Source organism: Candidatus Omnitrophota bacterium, assembly GCA_021735655.1.
Classification (GTDB): Bacteria; Omnitrophota; Gorgyraeia; order Duberdicusellales; family 4484-171; genus JAHKAJ01.
The window spans coordinates 168,338-194,897 of record JAIPGM010000001.1 but is presented as its reverse complement, the minus strand read 5'-3'; the positions used below and the strand labels follow the sequence as shown (position 1 = coordinate 194,897).

General features: G+C 40.4%; 4 protein-coding genes (1 of these 4 only partly in view). All 4 read right to left on the bottom strand.

Going from position 1 to position 26,560, the window contains the following annotated elements; genetic code table 11:
- Positions 1-11 precede the first annotated feature (11 nt).
- Tightly spaced (at most 40 nt apart), the 4 genes in view from K9L86_00265 to K9L86_00250 form a layout consistent with a single transcriptional unit that may run on beyond the window.
- On the bottom strand, positions 12-1,106 hold the full coding sequence (locus K9L86_00265; GenBank protein ID MCF7907300.1) for an ABC transporter permease: 1,095 nt from the start codon (positions 1,104-1,106) through the stop codon (positions 12-14).
- Between the two features lie 28 nt (positions 1,107-1,134).
- Positions 1,135-2,100 carry an ABC transporter permease gene (locus K9L86_00260; GenBank protein ID MCF7907299.1) on the bottom strand — a complete coding sequence of 322 codons (966 nt, stop codon included), beginning with the start codon at positions 2,098-2,100 and terminating at the stop codon, positions 1,135-1,137.
- Positions 2,101-3,819 carry an ABC transporter substrate-binding protein gene (locus K9L86_00255; protein ID MCF7907298.1) on the bottom strand — a complete coding sequence of 573 codons (1,719 nt, stop codon included), beginning with the start codon at positions 3,817-3,819 and terminating at the stop codon, positions 2,101-2,103.
- A 40-nt stretch (positions 3,820-3,859) separates the two neighbouring features.
- Positions 3,860-26,560, bottom strand: partial view of a 4-alpha-glucanotransferase gene (locus tag K9L86_00250; protein MCF7907297.1) — the 3' end only. It continues 114,963 nt past the right edge of the window; the window shows 22,701 of its 137,664 coding nt (coding positions 114,964-137,664); its start codon lies beyond the right edge, outside the window; the stop codon is at positions 3,860-3,862.

Below are 26,560 nucleotides of genomic sequence, written 5' to 3'. Positions count from 1 at the left end.
AAATTAAAAAGCTAAAATTTCCGACCAATAGTCATCTTCGGATCAAAAACATCACGCAAACCATCACCCAAAAGATTAAAGGCCATTACGGTAATAAAAATAAATACACCCGGTATTAATATCCAAGGGTGAAATTTAATCTGAGCAATAGCCATTGACTCACTTAACATATTTCCCCAGCTGGCGTAAGGATCTTGAATACCCAAACCTAATAAACTTATCGCTGATTCACCTAAAATATATCCTGGTATTGAGAGTGATACTGCAACTACTAAATAAGAAAAGGTATGCGGGATAATATGGCGCCAAATAATTTTCAAGTCAGAAACTCCCAAAGCCCTAGCCGCCAAAACAAACTCCCGCTCACGCAGAGAAAGACTCATCCCCCGGATAACCCGGGCTAAGCCCGGCCAGCCGATAAAGGACATTATGCAAACCAAAGCAAAGTAAATCTGTAGAGAAGTCAAAGAATAGGAAAATATACTCCGCAAAGACAGCATCAAATAAAATCCCGGAATCATCATAATAACTTCACAGACCCGCATGATAATCGTATCGGTCTTTCCCCTAAAGTAACCGGAAATTCCGCCAAAAAACAAACCCAATAATAAAGCGATGATCACTCCGACAAAACCAATCGAAAGAGAGATTTGTCCACCGTAGAATATGCGTGAAAAAATATCCCGACCGCGTGAATCAGCACCCCAAAGATAAATTCTCGCCTCATTTTCAACGCCAAAAAGATGCCGGTTGCTCTTAACTAACCAAAGAATGCTATATTTATCTCCTTTGGTAAAAAATTTAATCGGATACATTTTAGCTCTATCTTCCTTATATACACGATTATAAAACTCGTCAAACTCAAAAGTTCTTTTATAGACAAACGGTCTCTGCAAGCGACCGCTTTGATCAATAATGTGAATTTTTACCGGCGGAGCATAGCTTAAAGTTCTTTCCTCATTATCATAATGATAAGGAGCAATAAACCCGGCAAAGACAGCCGATAGATATAAAGCCACTATGGTCCAAAAGGCAACCATGGCCAAGCCGTGTCTTTTTAATTTGCGAATTCCTTTAGTTAAATTGCTGGAATTTTCTTTTTTCATCTTTATTGTTCAATCTTAACTTATCGTTCTATTGATACTGAATTCGCGGATCTACCCAGGCTAATAATATATCGGCAATTAAATATCCAGTAATCAAAAGAAAACTAATCATCAACAGATCCCCAACGAATAAAAATAAATCCTGGCTCCTTACTGCTTCAAGCATCAACTGACCCAACCCCGGCCAGCTGCAGATTATCTCGGTTAAGGCTGCACCGCTTAAAAGCCCGGCTAAAGTTCCGCCAAACATAGTAACCATCGGATTAATAGCATTTCTTACTGCATGGACATAGATGACTCTGCGCTCTGGCAAGCCTTTAGCTCTGGCTGTTGTAATATACTGAGCTCTAAGGACTTCGAGCATATTTCCCCGCATAAGACGCTGCAGTCCGGCAATACTTGACGTACCAATAACTAAGGTTGGAATAATTAAATGTTTAAGTACATCAAAAATCTTTCCGAGGCGACTTAGATTTTCATAACCCAAGGAATGCATTCCGCCTGAAGGTAATATTCCAGTTACCGAAGCTAGATATAAAAGTAAGAGAGCAAAGAAAAAATTAGGAATTGAAAGACCGATGAATGAAAGAAAAGAAAAAAACTTATCGCTAAACTTATATTGATTAACCGCACAATAAATTCCCAAAGGTATAGCAATTAACCAACTGAAAATAAGCACCGAGAGCGACAAAATGATTGTATTAAACATCCGTAGCTTCAAGAGCTTAAAAACCGGTATCTTATAAGTAAAAGAGTATCCAAAGTCAAGCCGAGCTACATTAGCTAACCAATAATAATACTGAATAAAAACATTCTTGTCTAAATGATATTTAGCTTCATACTGCTTAATTGTATCTTCGGATACTTGGGGATTTTGCTTTAAGCTATCAAAGTAATTACCGGGAGCAAGATTAATACAAGCAAAGCCGATAAAGGTAATTATTAAAAGTAATGGGATAAATAGAAGCAGGCGACGGATAATATAAGCAGTCATTTATTTTTTTATATAGATTTCTTCTAAGTTATGAAAAGCTCCTCCATAAGGAGTAGGATTTAAATTGCCAAACTTATTTCTTACGGCAAATATGCTTGAAGGTAGTACTGTATAGATCAACGGTAACTCCTCGGCAACTATTTCCTGCCAGCGATCATAAAAAACTTTTCGTTTCTCCCGATCTAATTCCTGAACCCCTTGATTAAAAATATCATCAATTTCAGCTTCCCACTTTGTAGCTGGTTTTTTCTGTTTTGGATACCAAGCATGGAGATGCCCACTTGACTGCCAAACATTACTTCCAAAATGCGGTTCGATTCCGCCGGTAAACCCTAAAATTATTGCATCCCAGTCGTAAGTAGAATCAAATTTACTAGCTAGCTGATTGAAACTAAGCGGTACAAAATTTATTATAAAGCCAAGCTGCTCAAGATCTTTTTTGATAATATTAGCTATTGTTATCCTTTGAGTATTCTCGGCATTAGTAAAGAGGTTGAACTGGATTTTATTACCTTTTGAATCTTCAACTTTACCATCATCGTCGCGGTCTACTATGCCGATTTCTTTAAGTAACTCTTTGGCTTTCGCCAAGCTATAATCGTACTTTTCTACATTAGGATTATGGAAAAATCCACTTGATGGGCTCATCGCCGAATATTGAGGAGCGCCTAGGCCATTCATTACAATATTAACTATCGACTCTTTATCAATAGCGTGTGCAACCGCTCTTCTAAACTTTACATCACTAAACCATTTTAATTTATCCGGGGCAAGATAAGGCTGTTTAGTTTTTGGATTTTTTCCAGGATTTTGATTAAAAACTAAAAAATTAGTACTAAAGCCCAGTCCAGTATTATAAACCGTAAAATTACCTTCCTTCTCCTGAGGCTTTAAAATTGGATAATCAGGACCACGAAGGCCATAGTAGTCAATCTCAGCCTGCTGAAACTTTAGGAGAGCTACATCTTGATTTTGAACGATTAAGTAAGTTATTTTTTCAATATAGGGCAATCTTTTTTTCTGTTTATCCTTTCGCCAGTAGTTGGGATTCCTAATTAAAATTATCCGCTCACTAGGTAAGTACTTTGAAAGCATATAGGGACCGGTCCCAACAATAGTTTCAAGTTTAGCGTCCAAGCCCCAATGAGAGTTAAATTTTCCTTGTTTAACCACATCTTCTAAGAGATGCTTTGGCATAATCTCATGGCCCATTGAACGCAAAAAGGGAGCAAACTTAACCGGCAAAGTAAATCTTACGGTAAATTTATCGATTTTTTCAACCTTAAAAATTTTCCCTTCAATAGTAAAGATATCTCGAGCGCTGGTATCGATATCCGGATTATAGATAAGCTGGTTAAAGGTAAACACAACATCGTCAGCAGTAAATAGTTCTCCATCTACCCAGCTTACATCTTCACGTAACTTAAAGGTCCAAACTTTGCCGGTTTCATCTACTTCCCAGTTCAAAGCAAGATTAGGTTCAACTTCAGTTGTCACACCATTAGTACGGGTTAGCCCTTCAAAAACTAACCCCATAACCGCCCCAACATTAGCCTCTTTAGAAACTATCGGATTAAATGATTTAGGGTCAGTTATCGTAGACAACACCAAATCTCCGCCATGCTTAGGCTTATTCTTTGCACAGGGACATTCGGCATAAGTCAGGAAAGGTTGAAAAAGTAATAAAAGCACAAGAAAAAAACCATTAATTGCCTTCATTGAAAGTAATTATACCTTAAGGCTTGTCTTAAAGCAACCTTCAGGGAATTAAATAGGTGTCTCTATCCCGGCGTTGGAAACCCTTACTTTTAAGATGGGCCTCAACAACATCGCGTTTCAGCCGTGGGCCGTAAAATTGAAGAATACTGTCTACGCTTACTTGCCTGATTTGGGGATTGCTAAGAAGCTCGTCTATGTCTTGTTTAAATCTCTCGAAAGGAGATAATTTTTGTTTTGGTTTAGAACCCTCACCCTTTTTACCATTATCAAGCGGAAATTGTTGTGTTTTGGTTTCGGCAGATTCTAAATTATTAAATACTTTAAAAAATACTCTTGTAAGCCTTCGGTAAGAAAAATGTAATTTAGCTAACCAATAATTCCCTCTAGCAATTCTTTTTCTCAACCAAGTAAATCGTAAAACCGTAATTATCGAAGTAATGACCTCAGAAGAAAATTCAGGCGCCTCTAAGCAACTTAGCCCTACAGGCTTTATCTCGGTTTGGTAAGCCTGGTACGGCCAGACAATAACTGGTCTCTGGTAATAAAATGCTTCAAGCGTGGCATTACCCCAACCCTCCCAGGTAGAAGTAACAATGACCATATCACAAAAAGCATATATCGTCTCTAAGCTAAACTGACCGGAAAGCACTTCTTCACCCAGATAAACAAATTTAAGACCCTGGCTTTCAGCCCGAGCTCTTAGTTGGTCAACGTAACCTGGTTGAGAATCTTGGGCGCTATGGCTTACAACAAATAGCAAAGGTTCCCCCATTTCTTCCTGAACTTTAGCCAAACCATCAATAGCATGTTCTAAATTCTTTCGATAAACGGGCCTTACCGGTGCTAAAAATACATGGCAATCTTCAGTAATCCCGTGCCTCTGTCTTAGATAAGTCTTAAGCCTAGCTACGCACGAATGATCTACTTTTGGCTTTCGGGAAAAATCTCTTACGTTCGGAACAATAAATACTTTGTGCAAACCAGCATCGAGATGATCTGAAATATTTCTCAACTGGCCTTGATTTATAACAACGACTGTTTGGCGACGGATTCGATTATGAAGGTTATCTAAGTAACTAGCACAATCAGTGCGAATATGTTTTGAATAGCGGGATCGTTCCCACCAAAAATCATGGTTATGAGAAATAAAACCTAACCGAGGAAACTCTTCGGCAAGTTCTATAAGTGCCTCGGCAAGAGCGAGGTTTCCCGGTAGACAAAATACATTTTCCGAAACAATGTAGTGAATATTATTTTCCAAGATACACTTACGCAGATTGCGTTTAATTATCTCTTTTGCTCTATGAATTAATTCAAAATCTTCAGCATCTAGCTTTCCCTCTCTTTCAATCTTCTCTCTTATTTTTGTTGCCTGTTCAGCAAGAAAATCACTCTCAATGCAATCCGGAGCCTGACCGGTGATACTTCCATCCTGAACAATTTTGCTATGACCAGAAAATAGAAAAATATGTGCGCCCAATCGATATAAAAGATTTCGCCACTCTTTTATTTCTAAAGATACTCCATCTAAAGCAAATTCATTAATACGGTAAGATACAAATAAAATGTTTTTTCCTTTCATCATTCTTGATACAACTAAAGTAATAATAAAATAATAAGGTGCACTAAGCAAAAATCTTAATAAATATAAACTCACTCTTAACCAATAGGTAAAGGTTGTCTCTTGAAATATTGGCGAACTGGAATAATTTCTTCCGTTATCAAGGGGGGCTTTTTCTGAAGAACTATTAAGAGTTACATTGACGTCTCCAACCGGAGAAAAATAATCAGGCATCTGACGGCCGTTGTCTAAAGGATGATTCTGACCAAAAACAATCTTATTTTTAAAAAATGCTTGGTGAGCTATTATATAACCAGCAGCGCTGACACCTAAATTGCTAACTCCACCCGGCCTACTCAATTGACCGGGAATATTAGTATGGTACTCATGATACCCCCGGCCATTTGAGTCCTTAGCTTCATTGGCTAGCTGTACCCCTTCTAAAAATTTAGCCGCCCGGTCTAATCGGCCGGCTTTCACTAATGCCGCAACATATAAACCTGTATACCATGACCATAAACCAGCATTATGATAACACCCGGGATTATTCTTAAATTGATACCGATACGGAGCACCTGTGTGAACAAAATGTTCAACTTCTTCTGCCGGATAATGTGCCGGCACCAGTAATGGCTGATTATTTTCTGAAATTACATCAATATATTTAATTATCTGAGCAGTTTGCTCCTCTGTAGCCACGCCGGAAAGAATTGCCAAAATATTACCAAAAGCATCAAAGCTATCATAGGGACAGCCAAATGTCGCTGCCTGATTCGGGCTTTGTAATTGATTGAAAAAATGACGGAAATGCCCCAAATTGCCTTGACCGGGATTTTTATTTATCCAAAATTTGGATCTGACTATATTCTTTACCCAAGCAGCCTTAGCTTGATAAACTTCTGAATTAGAATTATTATCTTCAGCTAAAAGGTAGGCATACTCTGAAAGTGCCATATACCATAAAACTTCATCATACAAAACAAGGCCTTGTTGAAAATATTCATCAGCCCAATCTCCGGCAATCGGAATAAACAATAAACCGTTATCCATAACCCATTGTCTTTCTAAATATGCTATAGCTTTTTGTAGCGGCGATAAATTTTCAACGAGAAACTGTTTTTGAAAATAGGCTGGTCTGGACCGATAATATTGGCCAGAACTAACAATATAAAGAAGGGTTGGATCAATTCTTGGGCTAGTTGTCCCATAACTTACCCGATGATACCTTGAAATGTTACTCGGAATAGCCCCGCGTCTCTGTCCGTACCGACATTGATGATGTTTTAATACGCTTAATGTTAAAGCTAAACTACCTTTACAGCCGGAAAGCATTTCGGCTAACCCCATCCAAACAGAATCACGAGCAAATACTCTCTGATAATTATCTCTATCAGCTAAGGCAGCGCGATAACCCATGACAACCCCAAAAATGTCTGTACATTTTAATTTTGCTAATAAACCTTTCGCCTCACGAAAACTTTTTAAATGACTATTACCGCTACTAACCAATAATCTTTCTCGGCCATTATCCAGCGGCCTTGAAAAAAGATTAGTCTGCTCATCGGCTATCTCGGGAATTTTATCCTGTTCTAATTGGGCTAAATAGCTATCTAAGGCTTTCTTGCGACCTGGCTTATAATGAAAAACTCTCAGATGTCTCAGAAACCTTACTAAAGTATCCTGACCAGCGGTCTTAAGCCTATCTCCGTACTCATCAAGAAAGCTAACTGGTTTCAAGGTGAGCATCTCAGAATTGGTAGCTGAAAAATTTCTCTGATGACCAGCTAACTTTGCCTCTACATTAGCTTCACTTACTCTGCCTAAATAAACTATCTCAAATATAACTCTTCCTACAAAATGTGTTTCAACTGGGGCATCACAATCAGTAAAATAATCAGTTCTTAAAGTCTCTTTAATTGCCTCTAGATATTCTATTAAAAACTTAATTCTAAGATTGAATTTAGCATCAATATAGCACAATACCCCTTCACTCATTGCCCAGCTAAAAGGACTAGTAAAATCTGGACGTTTAAGTGATCTGGAATCAGCTGGCTTTGGTTCAGCTTCACCATCAACCCACCCATCAACTTCACCACCAATGCGCTTTTGATAATCAAAAGGGCAGTCGCTTAAAAAAGGTAAGGCAACTCTTAAAGCATGCTCGAATACATGACCGCGCAGATTATAATATTGCACTCTGCGCTTATAATTATCTATCTGCTTTTTAGTATAATGATAATTTACTGAGTTGCCTTGAGCATCCTGATAAATTAATATCTCACTTACTTCTCCGTCAATATAAGTAACATTTACTCTAGCTTCGGGAAAGTTCGCATCATGATAAACATCTTCGTTACCAAGTCGCAGGTGACCTCCGGCAGTAAAAGTCGCCCCTAAAATTCTAGCTCTACCTCTATTGGGAATCCGTTCTGAATAAACACCGTACCAAAAAGTGTGTAATAGCTGATCCTGCTCATCAACAATTCGGGCCATTTCAAAGTGATCGATAGCCATATCAGGCCAAGCGTCAAAGCCAACTCTATCGATATGACAATAGTCATGGCCAAGAACATCTACATCCAGAACTTGAGCCTGGTGTAGACTAAATCTAACAAAATGTCGAGGGTCACCATATTTAGTAAAGGTATGGGTTGTGTAGCCAATATTAAGAGAACCTAACGTATCGAGTTGAGCAAAGCCAATTACATCACCAAAAATCTTTAGCTTCTCAGCATATCCTGGACCAAAAAAAGTATCAATTAAAACTCCTTCATCTTCATAGATTCTGACTGCATAACGGGTATGCTTATAATGCATATATTGATCATAAAAATCAATTCTAACTGCTTTACCATCCGGCTTTCTATTTCTGGTGAACTTAACTCCGGGTTCAATCCAAACAATAGCCTTAGAGCCGCCTTCATTTTCAAAAGTATAACGATTTCCAGATAAGCATAACTCTCCTGAAGGAGTCACAATAAGTGGACTGCTACGACACAAACCAACCTGGTTAAGTCGCTCTGGTGAAATAGAATCATAAAATACTTCGACAAAGTTATCTTCTCTATCATAAAGGCGGTGAGAATGCTTGGTAAAAACAGCCTCTCCTTCTTCACCTAAAACCTCTACTCTGACCACAAGCCCTTCTTCAATATAAGCCCTACATGGATAATTTTTATAGTCACTTAAAACAACCCAAGTTCTGCCGCCAATAGTTAAGTTGCCACGACCACCTTTTAGGTAAATACCTTCAATTCTTCCTCTAGCTAAAGATTTCAACAACGCAGGCGGCACACTGCTTTGCTTAAACTCTAAACCTCCAGTAAAAGTGTAAATTACTCGGTTGTTTTCATCATACACTCGAGAAAAATTATAAGTAATAACCTCATTCCCGCCCTCTCTATCAAGAATGGTAGCCCTGACCACCTTTCCATCCACTGCAACTAAATTAGCCCAGGCTTGTTTATGTTTTATTAGCTGTATTTGTTCATCACCAAAAATACTAATTCTTCCAGCCTTGGTTAATTGATAGTTAACAACTTTTGTTGTTCCCCGACATAAATCTTCATCGTAACCAAAAACGAAAAAAGCAGTATCTAAGAGTTCCCCCTCTCTATCAAAAAGAGTTGACTGATAGGTCCTAAGCTGCATGGCTCTATAGCTACCTTGATCAACTCCTCTTTTGCTAGACATAGCAACTTCTATTGGATAGCCCCACTCCAATGTTATCCGAGCTCTATGGCCAGCATGCCCCTTAAACTGACCCCATTGCTTACCACCATAACTTAAAACTTCGGTAGCTTGGATTTCTAATTCATCTAAAACAGCGAAAGGATAAGCAGATACCTCTTTCCAAGAAATATGGGTATAAAATGTCTGTAAAAGATTGCCTTCACCATCTAATAAGCGAGCAATCGGCTCATATTCCTGAGCTATTTTTTGACGTCTTAATGTTCTACTTCGACTATATCTAGCGCTATTAACCCTATCGCCAAATCCATTATTAACAAGCCAACTAGCCGCTGTTCTTCGGCCAACGCCATACTTCTGACCAATTTTCAAACTATCTACTCCGAATTCGCCTAAGTCAGCTGCTAAGGCCAGACGGCCAGGACCAATCTTCCTCAACTCCTCTGCTCTTTGTTGAAGGCTCTCATTGTCTGGTCGTCTTAAAATAGTAGATAACATGCCTACGCTTTTTCCATACTCAGAAGATATCAACTTCAAGTTTCCTAAATGTTTTTCAACTAATTCATCAAGGCCTACCTCTGGCACTAGCGATGCTTTGCGCCGTCTACCATTATCAAGAGGCTGCATAGAACTAGCTAGTTCTATCTGCCCTTGCTGCATATCCCTAGTTAACTCTTGGACAAAAGCATCAATCTTATCTCTGGTAACATGCTGCATGGCCACTACGTGGACGCGGTCCCCGCAAGGCGCTAACTGCCAAGTGTCAATTAGGCTACCCGATGGCCGGGAAAACATTGTTATATTGGAAAAAGGGTTTACCTCCGAAGGCAATCCCCTTTCCTGTAATCTGTAATAAAGATATTGGGCATTATCCACACAAGCCATAGCTTCTTCTCTGCAACCCTCATACCCTCGGCTAGCAACAGCCTGCCAAAAATACAAAATGACATGGCCAGTTTGGGCAGTCAATAATCGATCCGAAATAGTTATCAATCTATCCCTAGCACAATTTTTCCGAACCATGAATATGCCCGAAGGCATCGGTAGGCCGAGAAATTTATGTCCGGATATGGCAATACTATGGACGCCGTTAGCCAGATCAATTTTTGGCGCAGCCTCGAGAAACGGTAAAATCATACCAAAAAGCGCGGCATCACAATGGATATAGTAATCAGTAACATCCTGTTCTCTTAATATTTCAATAACTCTTTGGGGATTATCGATAGCGCCTTTCATAGTTGTGCCGATGTTAAGATTTACAATTACCGGGCGGCCACGATTTTCCTCTATGGCTTCGGCTAATTCATCATAATCAATTTGGCCGTTAGACAAAGAGGCGACCTTTCTTACTTCCATGTTAAGGCTCCTGGCCACTTTATCAATCGAGTAGTGCGAATCCTGACTGTAATAAAGTATCCCGCCGGGAAAATTTTCCCGGCCAACTAATAGGCCAACCCGATTTCCCCAGGTTCCTCCAGCAGTTATGCCGCAGTAAAAATCTTCGTACCTTAAACCGTAAAGATCAGTAAAAAATTTCAAGGCTTCGTGTCGAAAACCTTCCACATCCTTTTTTCTCAAGGTGTATTTAAACAAGCTGCTCAAGGCAGCAAAAGATGTCTCATTGCCGGCGATATTTGCCGGAAATCCTAAAAATCTTTCCATCAAAATTTGGATCCTTGCTTCTAATTGATCCAAAACATCTAAGACTTCCGGAGACGGTTCATAGACAATCCGTTCCGGAAATACGGTTTCTACCGGGGCGGCTACCGCTTGAGAATGATCACCTAAAAGATCACTTACAAATTCGGCTATCTCAACCGGGGTCAAATAAGGTACAATCTCAAAACAGGACCATTGCCCGTGTGATAATAAGCCCCATTTTTGACGCAACTCATAAAATGGTGGCTCAAAGATTATTGTATTTTTTTGCGCGGTGAACCGGCAAGGATAACCGTAACGGTCAAATAGAGCTTTAATAGAAACACAAACTTCCCTGGCCCGCTCAGCCTGAGCCTTAAATCCTTTAGTCCCAATAACTTTTGTAGCAAACCAAAGATAAAGCGGAGCATGACCACTACGTGATCCAGAATTAGTGGTGTCGTTAGAGTTAACATACTCAGCTGCTTTTTGACTACAAGCAATGTTCTGAAGGTATTTCCTTCTGGTAAGAACGATGACTCCTGGCATCGGACACCTTACAAAATGATACAACGGTAGACTCATGCTATCTAAGCCATGTTGAAAATCTATCTTTGCCGCATCTTCCAAAAACGACTGGCCTATACTTAACGGTGACATGCTGCAATGAATATGTTTATGCTTTAGGCCCAGGCTCCCTAAAATTCCTTCCACTTTTCCTAAATCATCAACCGCCCCCAGGAATCTGCCAGCAGTCAAGCAGACCACCGCCGGCCATGATGAATTCTCCCTAATCTTTCTCTTTAAATCACCATAGTCGATCTCGCCATTCTCTAAAGACCTAATTAACTTTATTCTTCCTTGATCAATGCCCAACACCTGTAAAGTATCATAAAGAAGGCTATCGACCTGATTAGAAATATAAAATATAGCCTTGGGAAATCGATTGCTAGCCACGTACATGGCATAATATTCAGCCTGACCGATTCCGATAGTCACATGACCGCCGTAATTTTTAGGAAGGCCGAAATGGCCGGCCCAGAATCTAAGAAGCTCCCGCTCCTGCTCCTTGGTATTATTCCTTACATAGGTCTCTTCGTCAGGTTCACCCAAATTATTCAAAGGATATTGATAAAAACGAATTAAATGGTCATAAAGCGGATCTGCCCTAGGCACGATGCCCTCGATTGATTTTTCAAATGCGGCTAAGCGCGCTCTGACCATCTGAGGGTTATTTTTTCGGCCATTATCTAGAGGAACGTCGAGAACCGGCTGGTAACTGGTAATTGTCTCTCGAGTATAAACCCTTGCCTTAATTCCAGTAAGGTTTTCATTAACTTCTATCTCAAGCTTCCTTAAGCTAAAATCAGGATGTGATGCGATAATCCCTTCCACTAACTCATCAGGTGAACCCCGAATTAATATCCTGGATTTTTCTCTTACCCCAAGCAATCTAGCAGCCAGCTCACTTTTTCTTCTTGTGCCAAGAGCAGCGTAGTACACTAAAGAATACTTTGAAAAATCAACATCTACTAAATTATTATTTAAAAAATCTACTTTACCTTCTGGAATGAATCTTCTTCTTACTGCTTCATCTCTTAAGAAAACTGCGTAATGATAATATGGCTCCCAAACCTCAATCCCAGTTGCCTTAATCCCAAACATATGGGCCATGAAATCCGAAATGCTTCCATCGCCGCTGCCTACCTCAAGCAGCACATCTTCTGGAGCTACGCCAATATGATCAAAAAATCCGGCTGTATCATCCTCCTGATACGCCCCATACATACCTTGACCGGAAGGATCGAAAGCAAGAGTAAAATTAGGTAGCTTGCCGTAAGTTTTCCTATAAAGAGATTTTACTGCTTTAGTTATCCGTTCAAATTTTCTAGCCGCCCTAATAATATCACCAGCTATAGATACGGCTTCAGTCTCAACTCTGCCAAGAGCTCTAAATAAGTGAGCCTCTAACCTTGCACTATCAAAACAGTCAACCATCTCTAGGACTTGCCGATAATTATATTTCTTGCCATTATCCAGGGGTTTATTTATTGACGATGTCTTGTTTCTTAAAATACTTCCTAAATAAGGCAAAAATAAAATGCTTCTCCGCAACCCCTCTAACAATCCTCCAGGAATTCTTTCAATTAACCAATCATCAAATACTATAAACTTATCATCGACCACTTTACCAAAAACAATATTGCGGTCAGAAAAAATAGCTCCTACTATTTCCCTTCCCCAAAATATTTTACCGGTTTTAACAACAGCTAATATCTCGCCTTTGGATAAACCGCGCATATCTTTAACAATTACATTAAGCGGCCATTGGATTACCGTACTATCAGAGATGTCATGCTCTTTGCGGCCATTATCTAAAGGGGTATTCTGAAATTCTGCTGTTTCCCTAGCTATCTGTTCTTTAAAACCAATAAAACCATTCAAAGCTTGCCAATAAGCTAATATTAAAGTTGGCTGTTTCCGGCTATCGCCACGCCTAAGCGAACTAAGCTTACCATCAAAAAACACTGCAACTGGCAAATCTAATTTTTCTATATCTGAAACATAAGGCACGCTAACGAAAGAAAAGATATCCCTTCGACTGGCCAAAACTGGAAAATCACTCTTAGCAGCTGGCTTAATACCCCAAGAATTAATTAGCTCACCTATGAAATGAAAAATAACTGCCGGGAAATGACTACTCTTTAAAACCGCTAGCCAGCTTAGGAAACTTCGATAGTGACAACCCTGATAATAATGGCCAAGATTAAACGAATTAAGCAATCTGGCTTGATCAAAGCCGCTTAACAAATGCTCAATATCTCTTTCAGAATCGATCCAACCATAGCGAGATGAACTCAGAATGATTTGATCGGTTTCAACCCTATCCGGCCATTCACCAGCCCGCGGTACAATTCCTAAAGCTAAACTTCTTGTAATCCTTAAGCCAGCATGTTCTAAAATATTCAAACTGCCGCCTCTCTTAGCCGCTACAGCATCCCAATGAGTCTCAATTAAAACATTATCTCCTGTAATAACTGCCTCAGCAAAAAGATTACCGATCTGTTCGTCTGCTGTTGTAAAATCAGCTCGCCCATTATCAAAGGGGCCGATTTTTTTAAATTGCCGAGCTAACTCCATATTATGTAATAGCCGATTTTTTATACTACTCATTCTTAACGACTGTAAAACCCACCAGATGATTTTTGTAAGATCTTGAGTATCTGCGGACGGATAAAAAAGAAAGCGATTGGTTTCCGGAATATCATTACTAAACAACAACTCCCCGAAAGCATATTGGAAATCAGGGTCAAAGAATGGGCCGGAAGAATCCGGCAACCATAGAACCTTCAATCCTGCTTCGGTCAAGGCTTGAAGTTTATCTTTTAGCTTCGGCTGGCCTTCCAGGTGCCTATGTTCATCTGCCTTAGATCTATCAATTATCAGAAAGCGTGCCGGCGCAAGCGATAAAGAACTTTTGAAGTATGGATAAGTAGTTATGCCTAAGCGGTTATGTGAAAGCCTTAAGCCGGCCTCGGCATAACCGCAATTGATAGCCTGATTGAAATACTCGCTTGGAAAAATAAAAATTCCCCACTGGTTTTCTTGAGTTTCGTCAAGGCCGCTATATTTTACGGTATCCTCTGAATCTTTAGTAACGTATAATCTGTTACCGTCATTCTCAACCATAACTCCTCTTTCGAGACAGCGATCAATACCGGATTTTAAACCATAATAGAAATACCCTTCATCAAGATAATGGCTAGAAGAAACAACACCCCAGGCCGGTAGCTGGCAATGCTTTGCTATCTCTTCTTGTAAATAATTAACAGATTCACAATCTAAGAAAGGCTGCAAAAATTCTACTAAAGCCTTAGTCCGATAACTATTCGAAATTAGCTCGGCTAAAATTCTTAACGGTTCTGAGGTAATCCCGACCGAACTATCCCGACCGTTATCAAGCGGCTTGGGTAAGTTAACTCCGTTTAAGCGATCAAAATCAGCGCTTATCCGCCGGAAGTAATTTTCTCCGAAAATCCTATAGAGACAATGCTGAGCCCAGGTATGCAGCTGAGCACTTTCAAGGGGATTTTGTAATATGCCTAAATATAATTTTCTTGCCCGATCTACCTCAGATTTACAGGATTCTTCTTCCTGCCACCTAATTGCCATTGCCAAACAAAACATGGCATCTTTCCTTAATAGGCCATCACACTTTTCATCGGTAATTATTCCAGGAAGAAGGCCGATTAACCTTCTGCGCTGGTTACTTTTTAAATAATAGCCTAGCTTGGTCAACTCAAATAAAGCAAAACGCAGACGACATATATGATAATTATCTATCTGACCATCTTCCTTTATTGCAACCTTAAATCTATTAAGTAAAGATAAGTGTCTACCGACATCCCGCAAATGATAAAGTATTCCCATTGGTGCCATTTCAATGGCAATTTCATAAAGACTATGACGCCAAGGCAAAGTCGGCCGGCCGGCTTGATGATCAAAGGTTCTCTTTTGATCAATTTGGGTAAATTTTCTCAAACGTGTATTATTGGTTCTTACCAAATTATCAGCTGCTTCAAAAATCCGGCCGGCAACTTTTTCTACATGGACGGTTAAATCAAAAGAAAAATTTCCTGCTGACTCAGCCCAAATCTCAAGGAAAGAAATCATTCGGTGAAGAGCCAATGTGTCGATCTCATCAGTTACATGTATATAATAGTATTGCCGATGTTGCCTTATTAATTCTGATCCATCGGTATGGTTATGCCGAATATCTTCCTTAGAAGCATATATGCCCCCGCCGTTAAGAAGCTCACCAGGAATATAAAATACATTAGCTTTTCTTAAAGGCTCTCTTAACTCAGGTTTAACTGCATTATTAGCTCCCTCAGAAATAATCTTAACCTGCAATCTTTCAACCTGAGAAAGTTCACTAATAACATTAGCGGTTGCAGCCAGAAAAAGCACGGTTGCCTTTTGATAAATTAGTTCATTTACTACTGTCTGATCACCCCAAATAGCAGTAACACCTCTTTCAGCAAGAGCTTGATTTACTCTGTCCACATCAGCAGGACCAAATACTGGCTCTTTAGTTTTCGGGTTAATTGGATTAGCTATCCAAACCACCGCCCCCTGTAATTGGTCATCAAAACTCTTCATTGCCAGTAATCTCCCTAGATCTAAAGCATCAGGAGAAACTTCAACGATCTCCCGCGCCTCAACTAAAAATGGTTTAGGTAATCCTTCGCGGCGATAAATTGCAAAGTAACGGTTATTAAAACCCCTGGCCTGAAACCCAAAAATCTTAAAAATAGTCAAAAAAAGCTTAGTGATGCCGCTGCCAACATCACCAAAGCCTTGGACAATATAGCTCATCGGACTTCCAAATATATTCAAATTTTTAACAAATCTTACCACTTCCTCAGGGTACCTATTCTCTCCAACGTCAAGAACCTGTCTAAGCCAACGCAAAGCAGTAACCGTCCCCTGAACAACCCCTCGACTAGTCACCATCCATTCAGTGTGCGGGAAACCTCCCTCTTCCACCGGATTACTGGTAGTAGGTTTAAGTATGTGATGTGTATCAACAGCCTCATAACCAGGGTATGCCTTAGCAAACTCATTGATATCGGCCACAGTCTCTTTTGCTGCCGCGATCATAGCGCTCATCCGCCGGTTAACCCGGCGCATCATATCTGGACCATCAAGGATAGAAAATCCTAAAAGACGAGCAACCACTAAGGCCCGGGAATAATCAGAAAATATAGCTTCCTCATCTGCCTCACCAGCGGCTTGAGAAATTTCTGTACCTAACCTGGTTATCCTATCTCCACCCTTACAGATCAATAGTCCTTGTTGGTAAATATCTTCAGGACCATAAACTGCCGCCAAAGCAATCCAGTTATTTTTATCTTCCAATATGAAAGCCGTCTTCTTGCCATGATAAGGTATCTCCCAAATTGCATTTTTAGTTTCCATCGAACGACTTAAACGGCTTGCTTCTCTGACTAAACCTTGCTGGGTGTAGGCATTGAAGATAAGCTCTGGTTTAGTTATGCTTCCTCTGCCGGTAAACACAAGAAGAAGAGGCTTGCTAGCCAAAGGACAATTTTCATAAATATTACCCTTTAGGCCAATAACTATCGGCAAGTTTCTAGCTATCCTGTATTCATCAAATGATGTATCTACAGCAATAGCTGCCTCTATCTGCGCCGGCTCCAGGCATAATCCTTCACCTTGGCTAAAAACATTTATGATTGTCTGGATCAAAAATTCCCGTTCCTGTTCAACTTGAGCTCGTCTACCATTATCAAGAGGGACTTGAAATAAACTATTTCCTTTATCGTAAGTCTCTGGTTTCACAATAGACGCATTGATGAACTTCAACACTTTCGGCCATTGCCGAGTTACGTCTAGATCGCTCATATCTATAATTTTGAGGCCCAAAGACTCTCTTTGCCCGGCATCGGCCAACAATCCCCCTAAAATTTCTCGGTATAGATCGTCTAAGGCCATAACCCAGTTCAACCTAACAACTACATCTAACGATAGTTCTACCGGGATTGTTCCTGACAGCCGGGAATATAAAAGATTATTTTCGGATAAACGTCTGCCTAAAAGCGCTCTTTCTGCTAATTCATTCCTTATACATACATGAGTAGCTCCGCAGGATACGACTTTCCATCTATCATCGCTATCGTATATTTTTCTGGCCAAAAAACTTTTACCCCGGCCCTCCATTCCTGTTATCAATAAACCGTCCCGGCCAACAAATTGCAAACTCTCTCCATTAACCCAAATCCAGTCATCATTTGGTAGTTTCCGGCGGCCATTATCGAGAGGTATCACAACAGGCCAAGCGAATTGAAAGTATTCAATCTCGGGTTGTTGAGTCTCTGAGTTTATGGCTACTGGCAACTCATCTCTAGTCTCAATAAATATTATTTCAAAACTTTCGGGTTTTGTGCCGCGATTAAGCCATTGACGGCTAATCATTTTTCTCGGAAAACCCAGGACATCTAGAACCTCAGACTTTTGTCGAAGGCGGCGATCAACAACAGCTATGCCGCGTTGCCTAGCCTCAATCCCAAGAAGATCTACCACTCTCTGACGATTAGTCGCATCGCTATCACCAGCCGACCAAAGCCTAGCTTTTAAAGTTTTAAATCCCTGAAGCAGCTCATTCAAACTGAGAAAAATTTGAACATCTTTATATCCCTGTAATTTGAAATAATCTAAAACTGATAAATATTTATAATAAATCCGATCATTTTCAATTTCCATCTCTTCATCCGAAAAATCTATAAATGGACTTAAGTGGGCCATGCCAAAAAGATTTCTAGCCCGAATGACTAGACAACCACAAAGCGAATAATCAAAACTGGCAATCAACCCTTCATCACCCTCAACTAAAACTAAGGTATCCGGTTCCTGAGCAATAAGATATTTTTCACTGTAACTTTCTCCAAAACTAGCACCATCCTGTACTAAAGGAACTTGCCTATAGGCTTGGATATCTTCTTGGCGTTCAGATATTGAAGAAAGGCAGAAATAATCTACCTTTGGGCTCATATTCTGAAGTGACACTATCCCCGGCTTAAAATCCAATCTAGACATCTGTGCGCGCCTAACAGTTACTACCAGCCTTTGTCTAACATTTCTAAATGAGTCAACCAGATTATCAGAAACCAAAGTTATTTGATCATCCGACTGCCCGGAGCGGCCGTTATCTAAAGGTTTTTTTCTAGATAATAAATTTAGAATATAACTAGAAAAAAGTGAATCTTTACGGTTCATCAAATAAGCATCAAAAACTTTCATTAAGTATTCCCAAGCCTGCTCGCTAATAACCCGCGTTGCCGGAGGTAATAGATTAACTATAAAATAAGTTTTGATTGGGGCGACGATAAACTTACTAAAAATAACATCATAAGCCTTGTGGCGCTCCTTTAGGCCGCTATAACCTTCAGCCTTAGATGCTTTACGAGCCCGGGCTACAACCACGGTATAGAAAATGTTAATAGTCAGTCCGCCAAAAAGAGTAAAAATAGTTCGAAACATTGCTTGCGCTAAAGGTAAAGGCACAACCGGAAGCAGTTCAACTAAATTATACAAAATGTGAGTAGCCAACCCTTGAAATACTCCCCAAGCACCAACTTTAAAACTTTGCCGATAGCGAATGCTTCTACCCTGATTAAGATATTGACCGACGATATCGGAAATTAACCAGATCAAAACACCGGTAACCATATCCAGGAAAGCCCCCGGCCAGAAAATCACTGCCCCTAAAGGAATACTATTTTTTATATTTGTATACCAATCAAGGCCGCCGAATAAATACAATAACCCTAAAGAAATTCCACCGATAACAGTAGCAACTAAAACTTTTCCTAGACGATTAGCGAATGAAAACCGATTGTTTTCGATAGCTTCATTATTCCGGCCGCCGTTATCCAGGGGGAAATTACGGGATGTCGGGCCGGTCCGGCTCTGACCTTCCCCACTTCGGAAGTGGGAAATGGTTTGACGTCCATTATCTAAAGGAACGACTTGGTCCAAATCTTTAAATGAACTGCCCATCACCCTGCCGGAATGATTAATTGCTACGGCCAGAAGCTTGTTTGTACCGACTATATCAATCTGGGTTGAGCCGGGAACAAACAAAAATATGCCATTAGCGGTATCTAATCCAATTATCGGAAGATTGAGAAATATTAAATCATTCATACAGGTAACAATACATGGACGAAAAGCAATAAAGGGAATGAAGATAGCCTTATGGGGAATTTTTTTCTTAGCTCCGGAAAATACCGGAAGAGAACTTTCAGCGCACAATGGCATTAATAACTTGTGGCGTCCAATTTTTAAAGTTCTTTGGCTTAAATCGTCTGGCCCCTCAAACTGCCAGCTAAATTTAAGTTTAAGGCCTTGAGAATTAACTATGTTGTATTCATCGCCTTCACCTAAGCCAATGGTTAAGCCTTGAGGAATAGCTAAATCTAAATTTAAATTGGGATTTCCTGAATCCGGAAAACCAACAAAGACACTATAATATTTCGAAGGGAATCTTTGGCTTAAGTATTCTAAAATATTTAAAATTGGGCCGGCTTTTGGCTGCTCGGCTTGCGGAATATGCACGGCAACAATAACTAAAATTTTATTTCGGAATACAATCCTGGCTGCTTCTTTAAATTGAGCAAAGATATTCAAAACAACAATTTTAAAAGCTAAAAAGAATGACCAATACTCTGCTTCATAAAGATCAAAGGCGATCTGACGATCGCGATGCTCGGCTGAAAAAGAAACATGCTCCATCTCAGCGTGCACATCAGCCGTAGCTAAACTAATTATTCCCGGCTTGCGTAAATCATTGATCTGATCCAGGTGTGCTTGGAAATCACTGTCAGAGCTGGGATCATCTTGTAACTTAGGGCGCACTCCCCAAATTGAAAGATCGCCCTTTAAGATATTCCACCACTGCGGTAACTCATCTAGCCCCAAACAACGCAAGCTCAGTAAAACTGCCTTAGGATTATCTTTATCGCCGATATAAGTACGAAATTTATACATGATAAACGGTTTACCCTTATAGCCGAATCTCTGCTCTTTAAAAATAACTGACTGTCCAGTCTTGTGTTTAAAAATCTGATATTTAACAAATATAGCTATGGGTAGGCTAGCTAGAATAATCAGAGGCAAGAAAGATAAGGTTAGAATTAAATCTAAAAGGCGCAGCGAAAACCGATTAAAAGGACTCTCGACATTGTAAGTTTTTACCGGAGGGGCCTTATTAGCCGTTCCTAAACTACCAAGATTTTGTCCTTTTGACCGAGAATCTCTACCGTTGTCTAAAGGTTTGCTACTCGATTCTAAGCCATGCTTAAGCCGCATACCGAATAAAGTACCAAATAAAGGCATGTTGTCCGGTACTAAAGCTCCCTCAACCAGCCCCCCTCTTAGACCATCCCAACGTTGCGGTCCGCCGGCTTTGCTTGACCAAGAATCAAGAATCCATTCAACGTCCCTATATTCACGAAAACCTTTTAAATCCGTACCAAACATCGTACTATGTCTTCGCCAATCGCCTTGCATTACCGCATCAATCGGCATGCCCGGACCAGAATCCATAATATAAACATAAGTGCTGTCGTCTCCGGCAAGAACTTCGCCGTTAGATTCAACGACTAATATTAAAGCCCGAGCCAGGCGCCACTTACTTAGGCGCTGGGAAATCGCATGTTGTAAGGTGTTACGTACGGTTGAACGCACCAAGGTATTTTCCTGAGGGCACAAACTAACTCGATTAATCGCAGTCAATAATTTGTTGATATTAGCAGTCATTTCATATCCAGCTGAACACATATATAATTTTTCCGGTATATTATGCATGCTGGTGCGCGAACGCAACAACCCAAGATAATGAGCATCAAGCAGATAAAATCCGGCCACGTTAAAAGCCCCTTCTTCACCAACAGTATAATCCCATTTAGCCTGAACATAATCATAAAGGTTATGATCATCAAAAAGTAGCGCATGCCATAAATCATAAGCGAATTGATCAAAAAAGGGATTAGCCCAAGAACTATTTTTAACCGGCTGAGCTACCGGCGTAAGCACCCCTTGATTAGCTTGAGATTTTTTTATTCGACAACCTAAAAAAGCCTCTCCTTGTTTAGCTGCTTCAATATGTCCACTTAACTCAGCAACAAGTTGAGCTTTCTCTTGCCGCTGGGCAATAGTTAAAGCCGAGCTTAAAAGTTCTTCTACTAAATTATTCTGATTAACTTCAACTATAGTTTCATAAGTTTGTTTTTTAAACACGTTGTAAGCATTTAAAGCGAATACTTCAAAAATCATTACGTCAACAAACTCCTTAGGCGAGCGGACTCGGGCTAAACGTTCGATTGCCTCAGGAGTTATCCAGTCTAAAGTTTCAGCATAAGCAACAAAGCCAGCTAGGTATTCGCTGATAAATTCTGCTTCGGTTTCGATTATTCCCAGTTTTTTTAATAAATTTACATTCCAGCTAATACTAGTTTCCAAATAAGACATTAATATCCGACGGGCATTAATCAGTGACCTTGACCAGTGATAACTACTTTGAGCAAATAACACTTCAATATCTCCATAGTCTGACCAAGAGAATTCACTGCCTTCGGCCCACTCCAGAAGATTTTCAAAATGCGGCGAAGTATGCACTCGGGGAAGATAAGAACAAAGCAGGCGGGCTGAAGCTTCACCAAGCATTCTAATGTGACGCTGTTCTAAATTATAAGCAAAGCGGCGGCTCGAAGGCGAAAGCCGCAACATTATCCCTAAACTATCGCCTAACTGCTCTTTAGCTTCTCTTCGCTCAGCCTGGCTAGTTAGGCTATCACTAATTAACTGATCCATTTGAGGATATTTATAGACTATCGCCGCTAAGGCGCGTGGGGTATCAGCTGTTCCAAAAAATCGGCTGATTTTTCGCTCAAGCTCTAAACTGGTAAATTCTTTTAAGGAAGCTTGCCAACGCTGAGCCCCGGTAACTTCATATCTATGGCCCGAGCGCCGATGCACTGAGCTAAAACCTCCTTGAGCAACCCCGATTCCTTTAGCTTCAATGAAAAAAGGCTTATCTAAAATTGAAACAATGATCGGCCGATTGTCATAGAGTAAAATACCCATCCGGCCGCTAAAAGCCTCAGTCCTGCCAGAAATTACTAAGGCTGAATACCGGCTAGGCTTAGCTTTAGCTTGGGCTCGGGAAGCAATCATCAAAACTTTACCGGAATCGTATAAATCTTTCAAATGCTGCGGCAAGTATTGCCAATCAGAAGACTTTCTAAAAGCATTTTCCTTAACCGATCGAGCAACTAAAGGAACTAATTGGGCTTGACGATAAGTATGCTCTGGATCCAGGCGATAATCATAAAGATAACTATTAAAACTTACATCTCTTCGGCAATGGGCAGTCATTCTTAAATCAGAACTGCGGGCTAGAAACTTTAAGTTGTAGCCTTCGGCAGTTAACTCCCCAAGACTACGCCCATTATCTAAAGGTACTTGACTAGCTAAAGCTTCTTTTTCAATAATTGCTAAAGATAAATTGGGCCCGGATAAATTTTTACCGTAAATTTCCTGCTCGAATTGATTCTGAGCAAGATAAAATACAGCTAGATTAAACCTATCACTATAGACTGAAAGCATATCGCTAAAATAATCATAATATTCACCGGCTAATTGCTCAGGGCTATAATTAGAGCCTTGGCCATAGGTATAATCGTAAAGAACAAAAATCCTAACAGTTCGCTTGTTCACTGAGCCGACAGCCAATGACTCAACTAGATTTCTTAAGCATTTAAACACATTGCCGCCAGCAATCAGAAAAACAGCTTCAGGAAATAAAGTTGTTATCTGTTCAGTTGAGAGAGAGCCTACCGACGAAACAATATCCATAGGGCTATTCTGATGGGCGGTGTTTAAGACAATATTACTACGGCTTACTTGGATTTGCCCTAAACCCGAAACTAATTTATCAATCGCGCTAGCTAAGGCGGCTGGACAATCTCCAGCATCAACATGAACAGTAATTAATCTAGCTTTTCTGAGCATTCTAACTGATAGATTTATTTTTCGGCCGTTATCGAGCGGCTTTTGGCCGCGAAAAGGATTATTAAAAATATGGCGGGCTTGTTTAATCACTCGCCAGAGCATCGCTGGAGCATCTTTAGACATAACCAAAGTAGTTGCCTCAGCTGAATCAATCCAGACAATCGGCACCTCAGCTATTTGGTATCCGGCTAAACGCGACAAAAGTAACAGTTCAGTATCAAAAGAAAGATGGTGATCGCGAGCATAGGGTAATATTCTGACAATTACTTCTTTTTGAAAAAGTTTAAAACCGCGCTGGGTATCACGAATTGAAAAAAGCGGCCACAAAATCAAACGAATGCACCAATTATAAATAACTGTGCTAACTCTCCCTAAAAGCGGTATGCCGCGAGCTTCGGCCCCGCTTTGGCGGCGTGAACCAATGGCTACTCCAGCACCTTTGCGAAGAGCCAAAATCAAATCTTTAGTTTGGTTAACATTACTGGAAATATCAGTATCAGTAATCCCGATATAATCAGCCCAACCGTGGCTTAGGGCCTCTTGAAAGCCACGCAAAACCGCTCCACCCTTTCGGCTGCCTAGGAGTTTCTTTTCTTGTTCAGTTATCACCACTACGAAAACTTTAGAATAGATATTAAATTCCCGATTCTGGGCATCAATCTCAGCCAAAATCTGCTCAAGGCATTTGGCTGAAGCAAACCCGGGAGTTCCGTCATCTACGGCAATTAGCCGCCACTGGAAATTAGGATTTTCTTGCTCGAGTTCTCTAAATTGACTTACTTTAACCCTTAAAGCATCTTCACCATAGGGATTATCAGAAGTCTTGGGAAGTAAGCGTTGCTGTTCATTGTACATCGGCATAACAAAAGTCACCCGCATCGAATTAGTTATATCGGAAAAAGAACTTTCTGAACCTTCATTGATTAATTTACCATTATCAAGTGGCATCGACTGGTCACTATCCGGTAACCTACCTATCCATTTTTCTTCTGGTAATTGATGAACTAAATGCAAGAACTCATTCATCCCTTTTTGTCTTGCTAAGGCTCGCAATAAGTTTTCGGTTTCTTGATCGCTAACTACAGTATAATCTTCATATAGATAATTTATTTTTCCGGCTTCAGCACAATCTACAACCAGCACCTCAATATCGGTAAACATCTTTCCTTGCGGCGAAATATCAACCACAAACTGATGATTTCCTAAAACAGTTTCAGCCAGTAAAAACCAATGCTCAGCCGAGCCAATCTTCTTAAGCAAAAATTTAACGCTCAAGTCAGGCCTTCCTCGAATCAGCAAAGCTAACACTCCATTGTAAGCAAGGCAAGCTTCAAACGGCTCTAAGAAAGTTTTAATCGAATCTGACTTACGCTTAATTAACTCAAATAATTGTTTTTGAACCATATCGTGGCCATTATCTAAAGGTTTTGCAGCTTTAGTCTTTTCGGCTCGGGGAATAATCTGAAACGGAGTAAAGGTATGGTCTTGATCGTAATAAAACTTTTTAGCTTCATGATAAAGCTTTAGGGCCAATCGATCATCGATAGTCAAACAGTCTTCTTCAGGGATATAATTATTGCGCCAAAGATAACGAAAATAAACAAAATAAAGAACTCGCGACAAATGCCTGCCCCGGTAAGCCGGAACAATGCTCGGGCCGCCAAAATTGGCTATTTTTCTGGCTGGCATTGCGTCATTTCGAAAATAAATATAGCCAATGATATCATCTTTAGGCCGATATAAATCAAACCAAACTTCATCGCCCTGGTCAAGGCTAAGCCAATACTCAAGGCCATCAACCACTAAACTAACTAAACTCCCTGTTTGAAGCTCAGTAAACAATAAATCTTCAGCACCTTTGGTTGATATATCTATTGCTCGGGATCTAGTTTGCCGTTTTTCTTTTTCATGGCCATTGTCGAGCGGCTCTCGCTTCTCAACCGGATGAAAAGCTTGGGCCACTAAACAGCCAATACTCCCCGCCAAAACATGAAGGGTTGGTAAATACTTATTAAATTCACTTGGTAACATTATTATATACTGCTCATTAACCCCAGCCTCAATTAAAACTTGTTTAGTCCGCGGCGCATAAGGCATAAATATTTCTCCACCGGGAAGAATACCAAAATTAGCAGGATTTAAATGACGTTCAGGCTCGGGCACATCAATAAAACGCACTCCATCTTCTTGAACTACTGATTGATAGTGATCGCGATAGCGAGGGTGTGTACGGGCAACCTGATGCAACAAAGGATCGATTAACATCAACTGGCCTGATTCTGGCCGGGCCATAATCGGAATTGCTCCTAAAGAAGTGTCAATATGCGAGGTTCCTCTTAAACGAATTACGCCCTGATCATTGATCACCAAAAATCCCGAAGGAAATACATGAATCGGAACCTCGGGAATTATATCAGATAGCTGCTGTTTTGAATTTAGAGCGGCTGCCGGAATAATCATAAAGCTGCCGCGCTTACCATAGCCACTGACGAACTCACCGCCCTTAAGATTGGCTAATGCTGAAGAAACCGGAACTATTCCGAATTTAGTAGAAATCATCAAAACAGCATCCTTGGTCCAAAGCGCCTCGCGATCAATTTCAGCTTCCTGACCTTGAGCTGGCTCAGTAAGCTGAAATTTACTGGGTCGCAATATCGGCACATAACCTAATTCCTCCATCTGATGTAGTATTTGATCAACCAAAGGACTTTCATCACTAGATGATAACTCCGGATCATTGGCCAGCTCAACCAAAGCTTCATGGCCAGTAGCTGGATGAATAAACTCAGCTTGCTCAAGACCCCAAAATTCTGACTTATCTTTCTGGCGTCGCTGAGCTGAACTAGAAGAAAGCTTTTTATCAGCTGCTAATACCTGAGCAGCAAATTTATTGATTAAAGCGCGATTGCTAACCCGACTAAAATGTGGTACTGTTCCGAGGCAAACCCGAGCCCAACCTTGACGTTGAGCTAAAACTCCTTTTAAATATTCAACTGAAGCAAGCCGGGATTTAAATCTAATCGCTTGAGTATTTGGCTCTAACCCTTCCTGTAAGGCAGTTTTTTCGGCTGCGGTAGGCTTTCTTGGGCTTGGTTTAAGGGTCCCCTTAAGTGCTTCCTCGGCAAATCTATTGGCAACCGGGCCATTAAAAGCCGGGGTCTGAGCCAAAGCATAAAGAGCAAAAGGCTGATACATCTCAGCTCCATCTCTGACTACATCCTGCAAACAAGTAATTATCTTCGGGCCAAAAAGTTC

Coding starts and splice junctions, on each gene's coding strand:
- K9L86_00260 (MCF7907299.1), bottom strand. CDS start 2,100: ATGACTGCTTATATTATCCGTCGCCTGCTTCTATTTATCCCATTACTT.
- K9L86_00265 (MCF7907300.1), bottom strand. CDS start 1,106: ATGAAAAAAGAAAATTCCAGCAATTTAACTAAAGGAATTCGCAAATTA.
- K9L86_00255 (MCF7907298.1), bottom strand. CDS start 3,819: ATGAAGGCAATTAATGGTTTTTTTCTTGTGCTTTTATTACTTTTTCAA.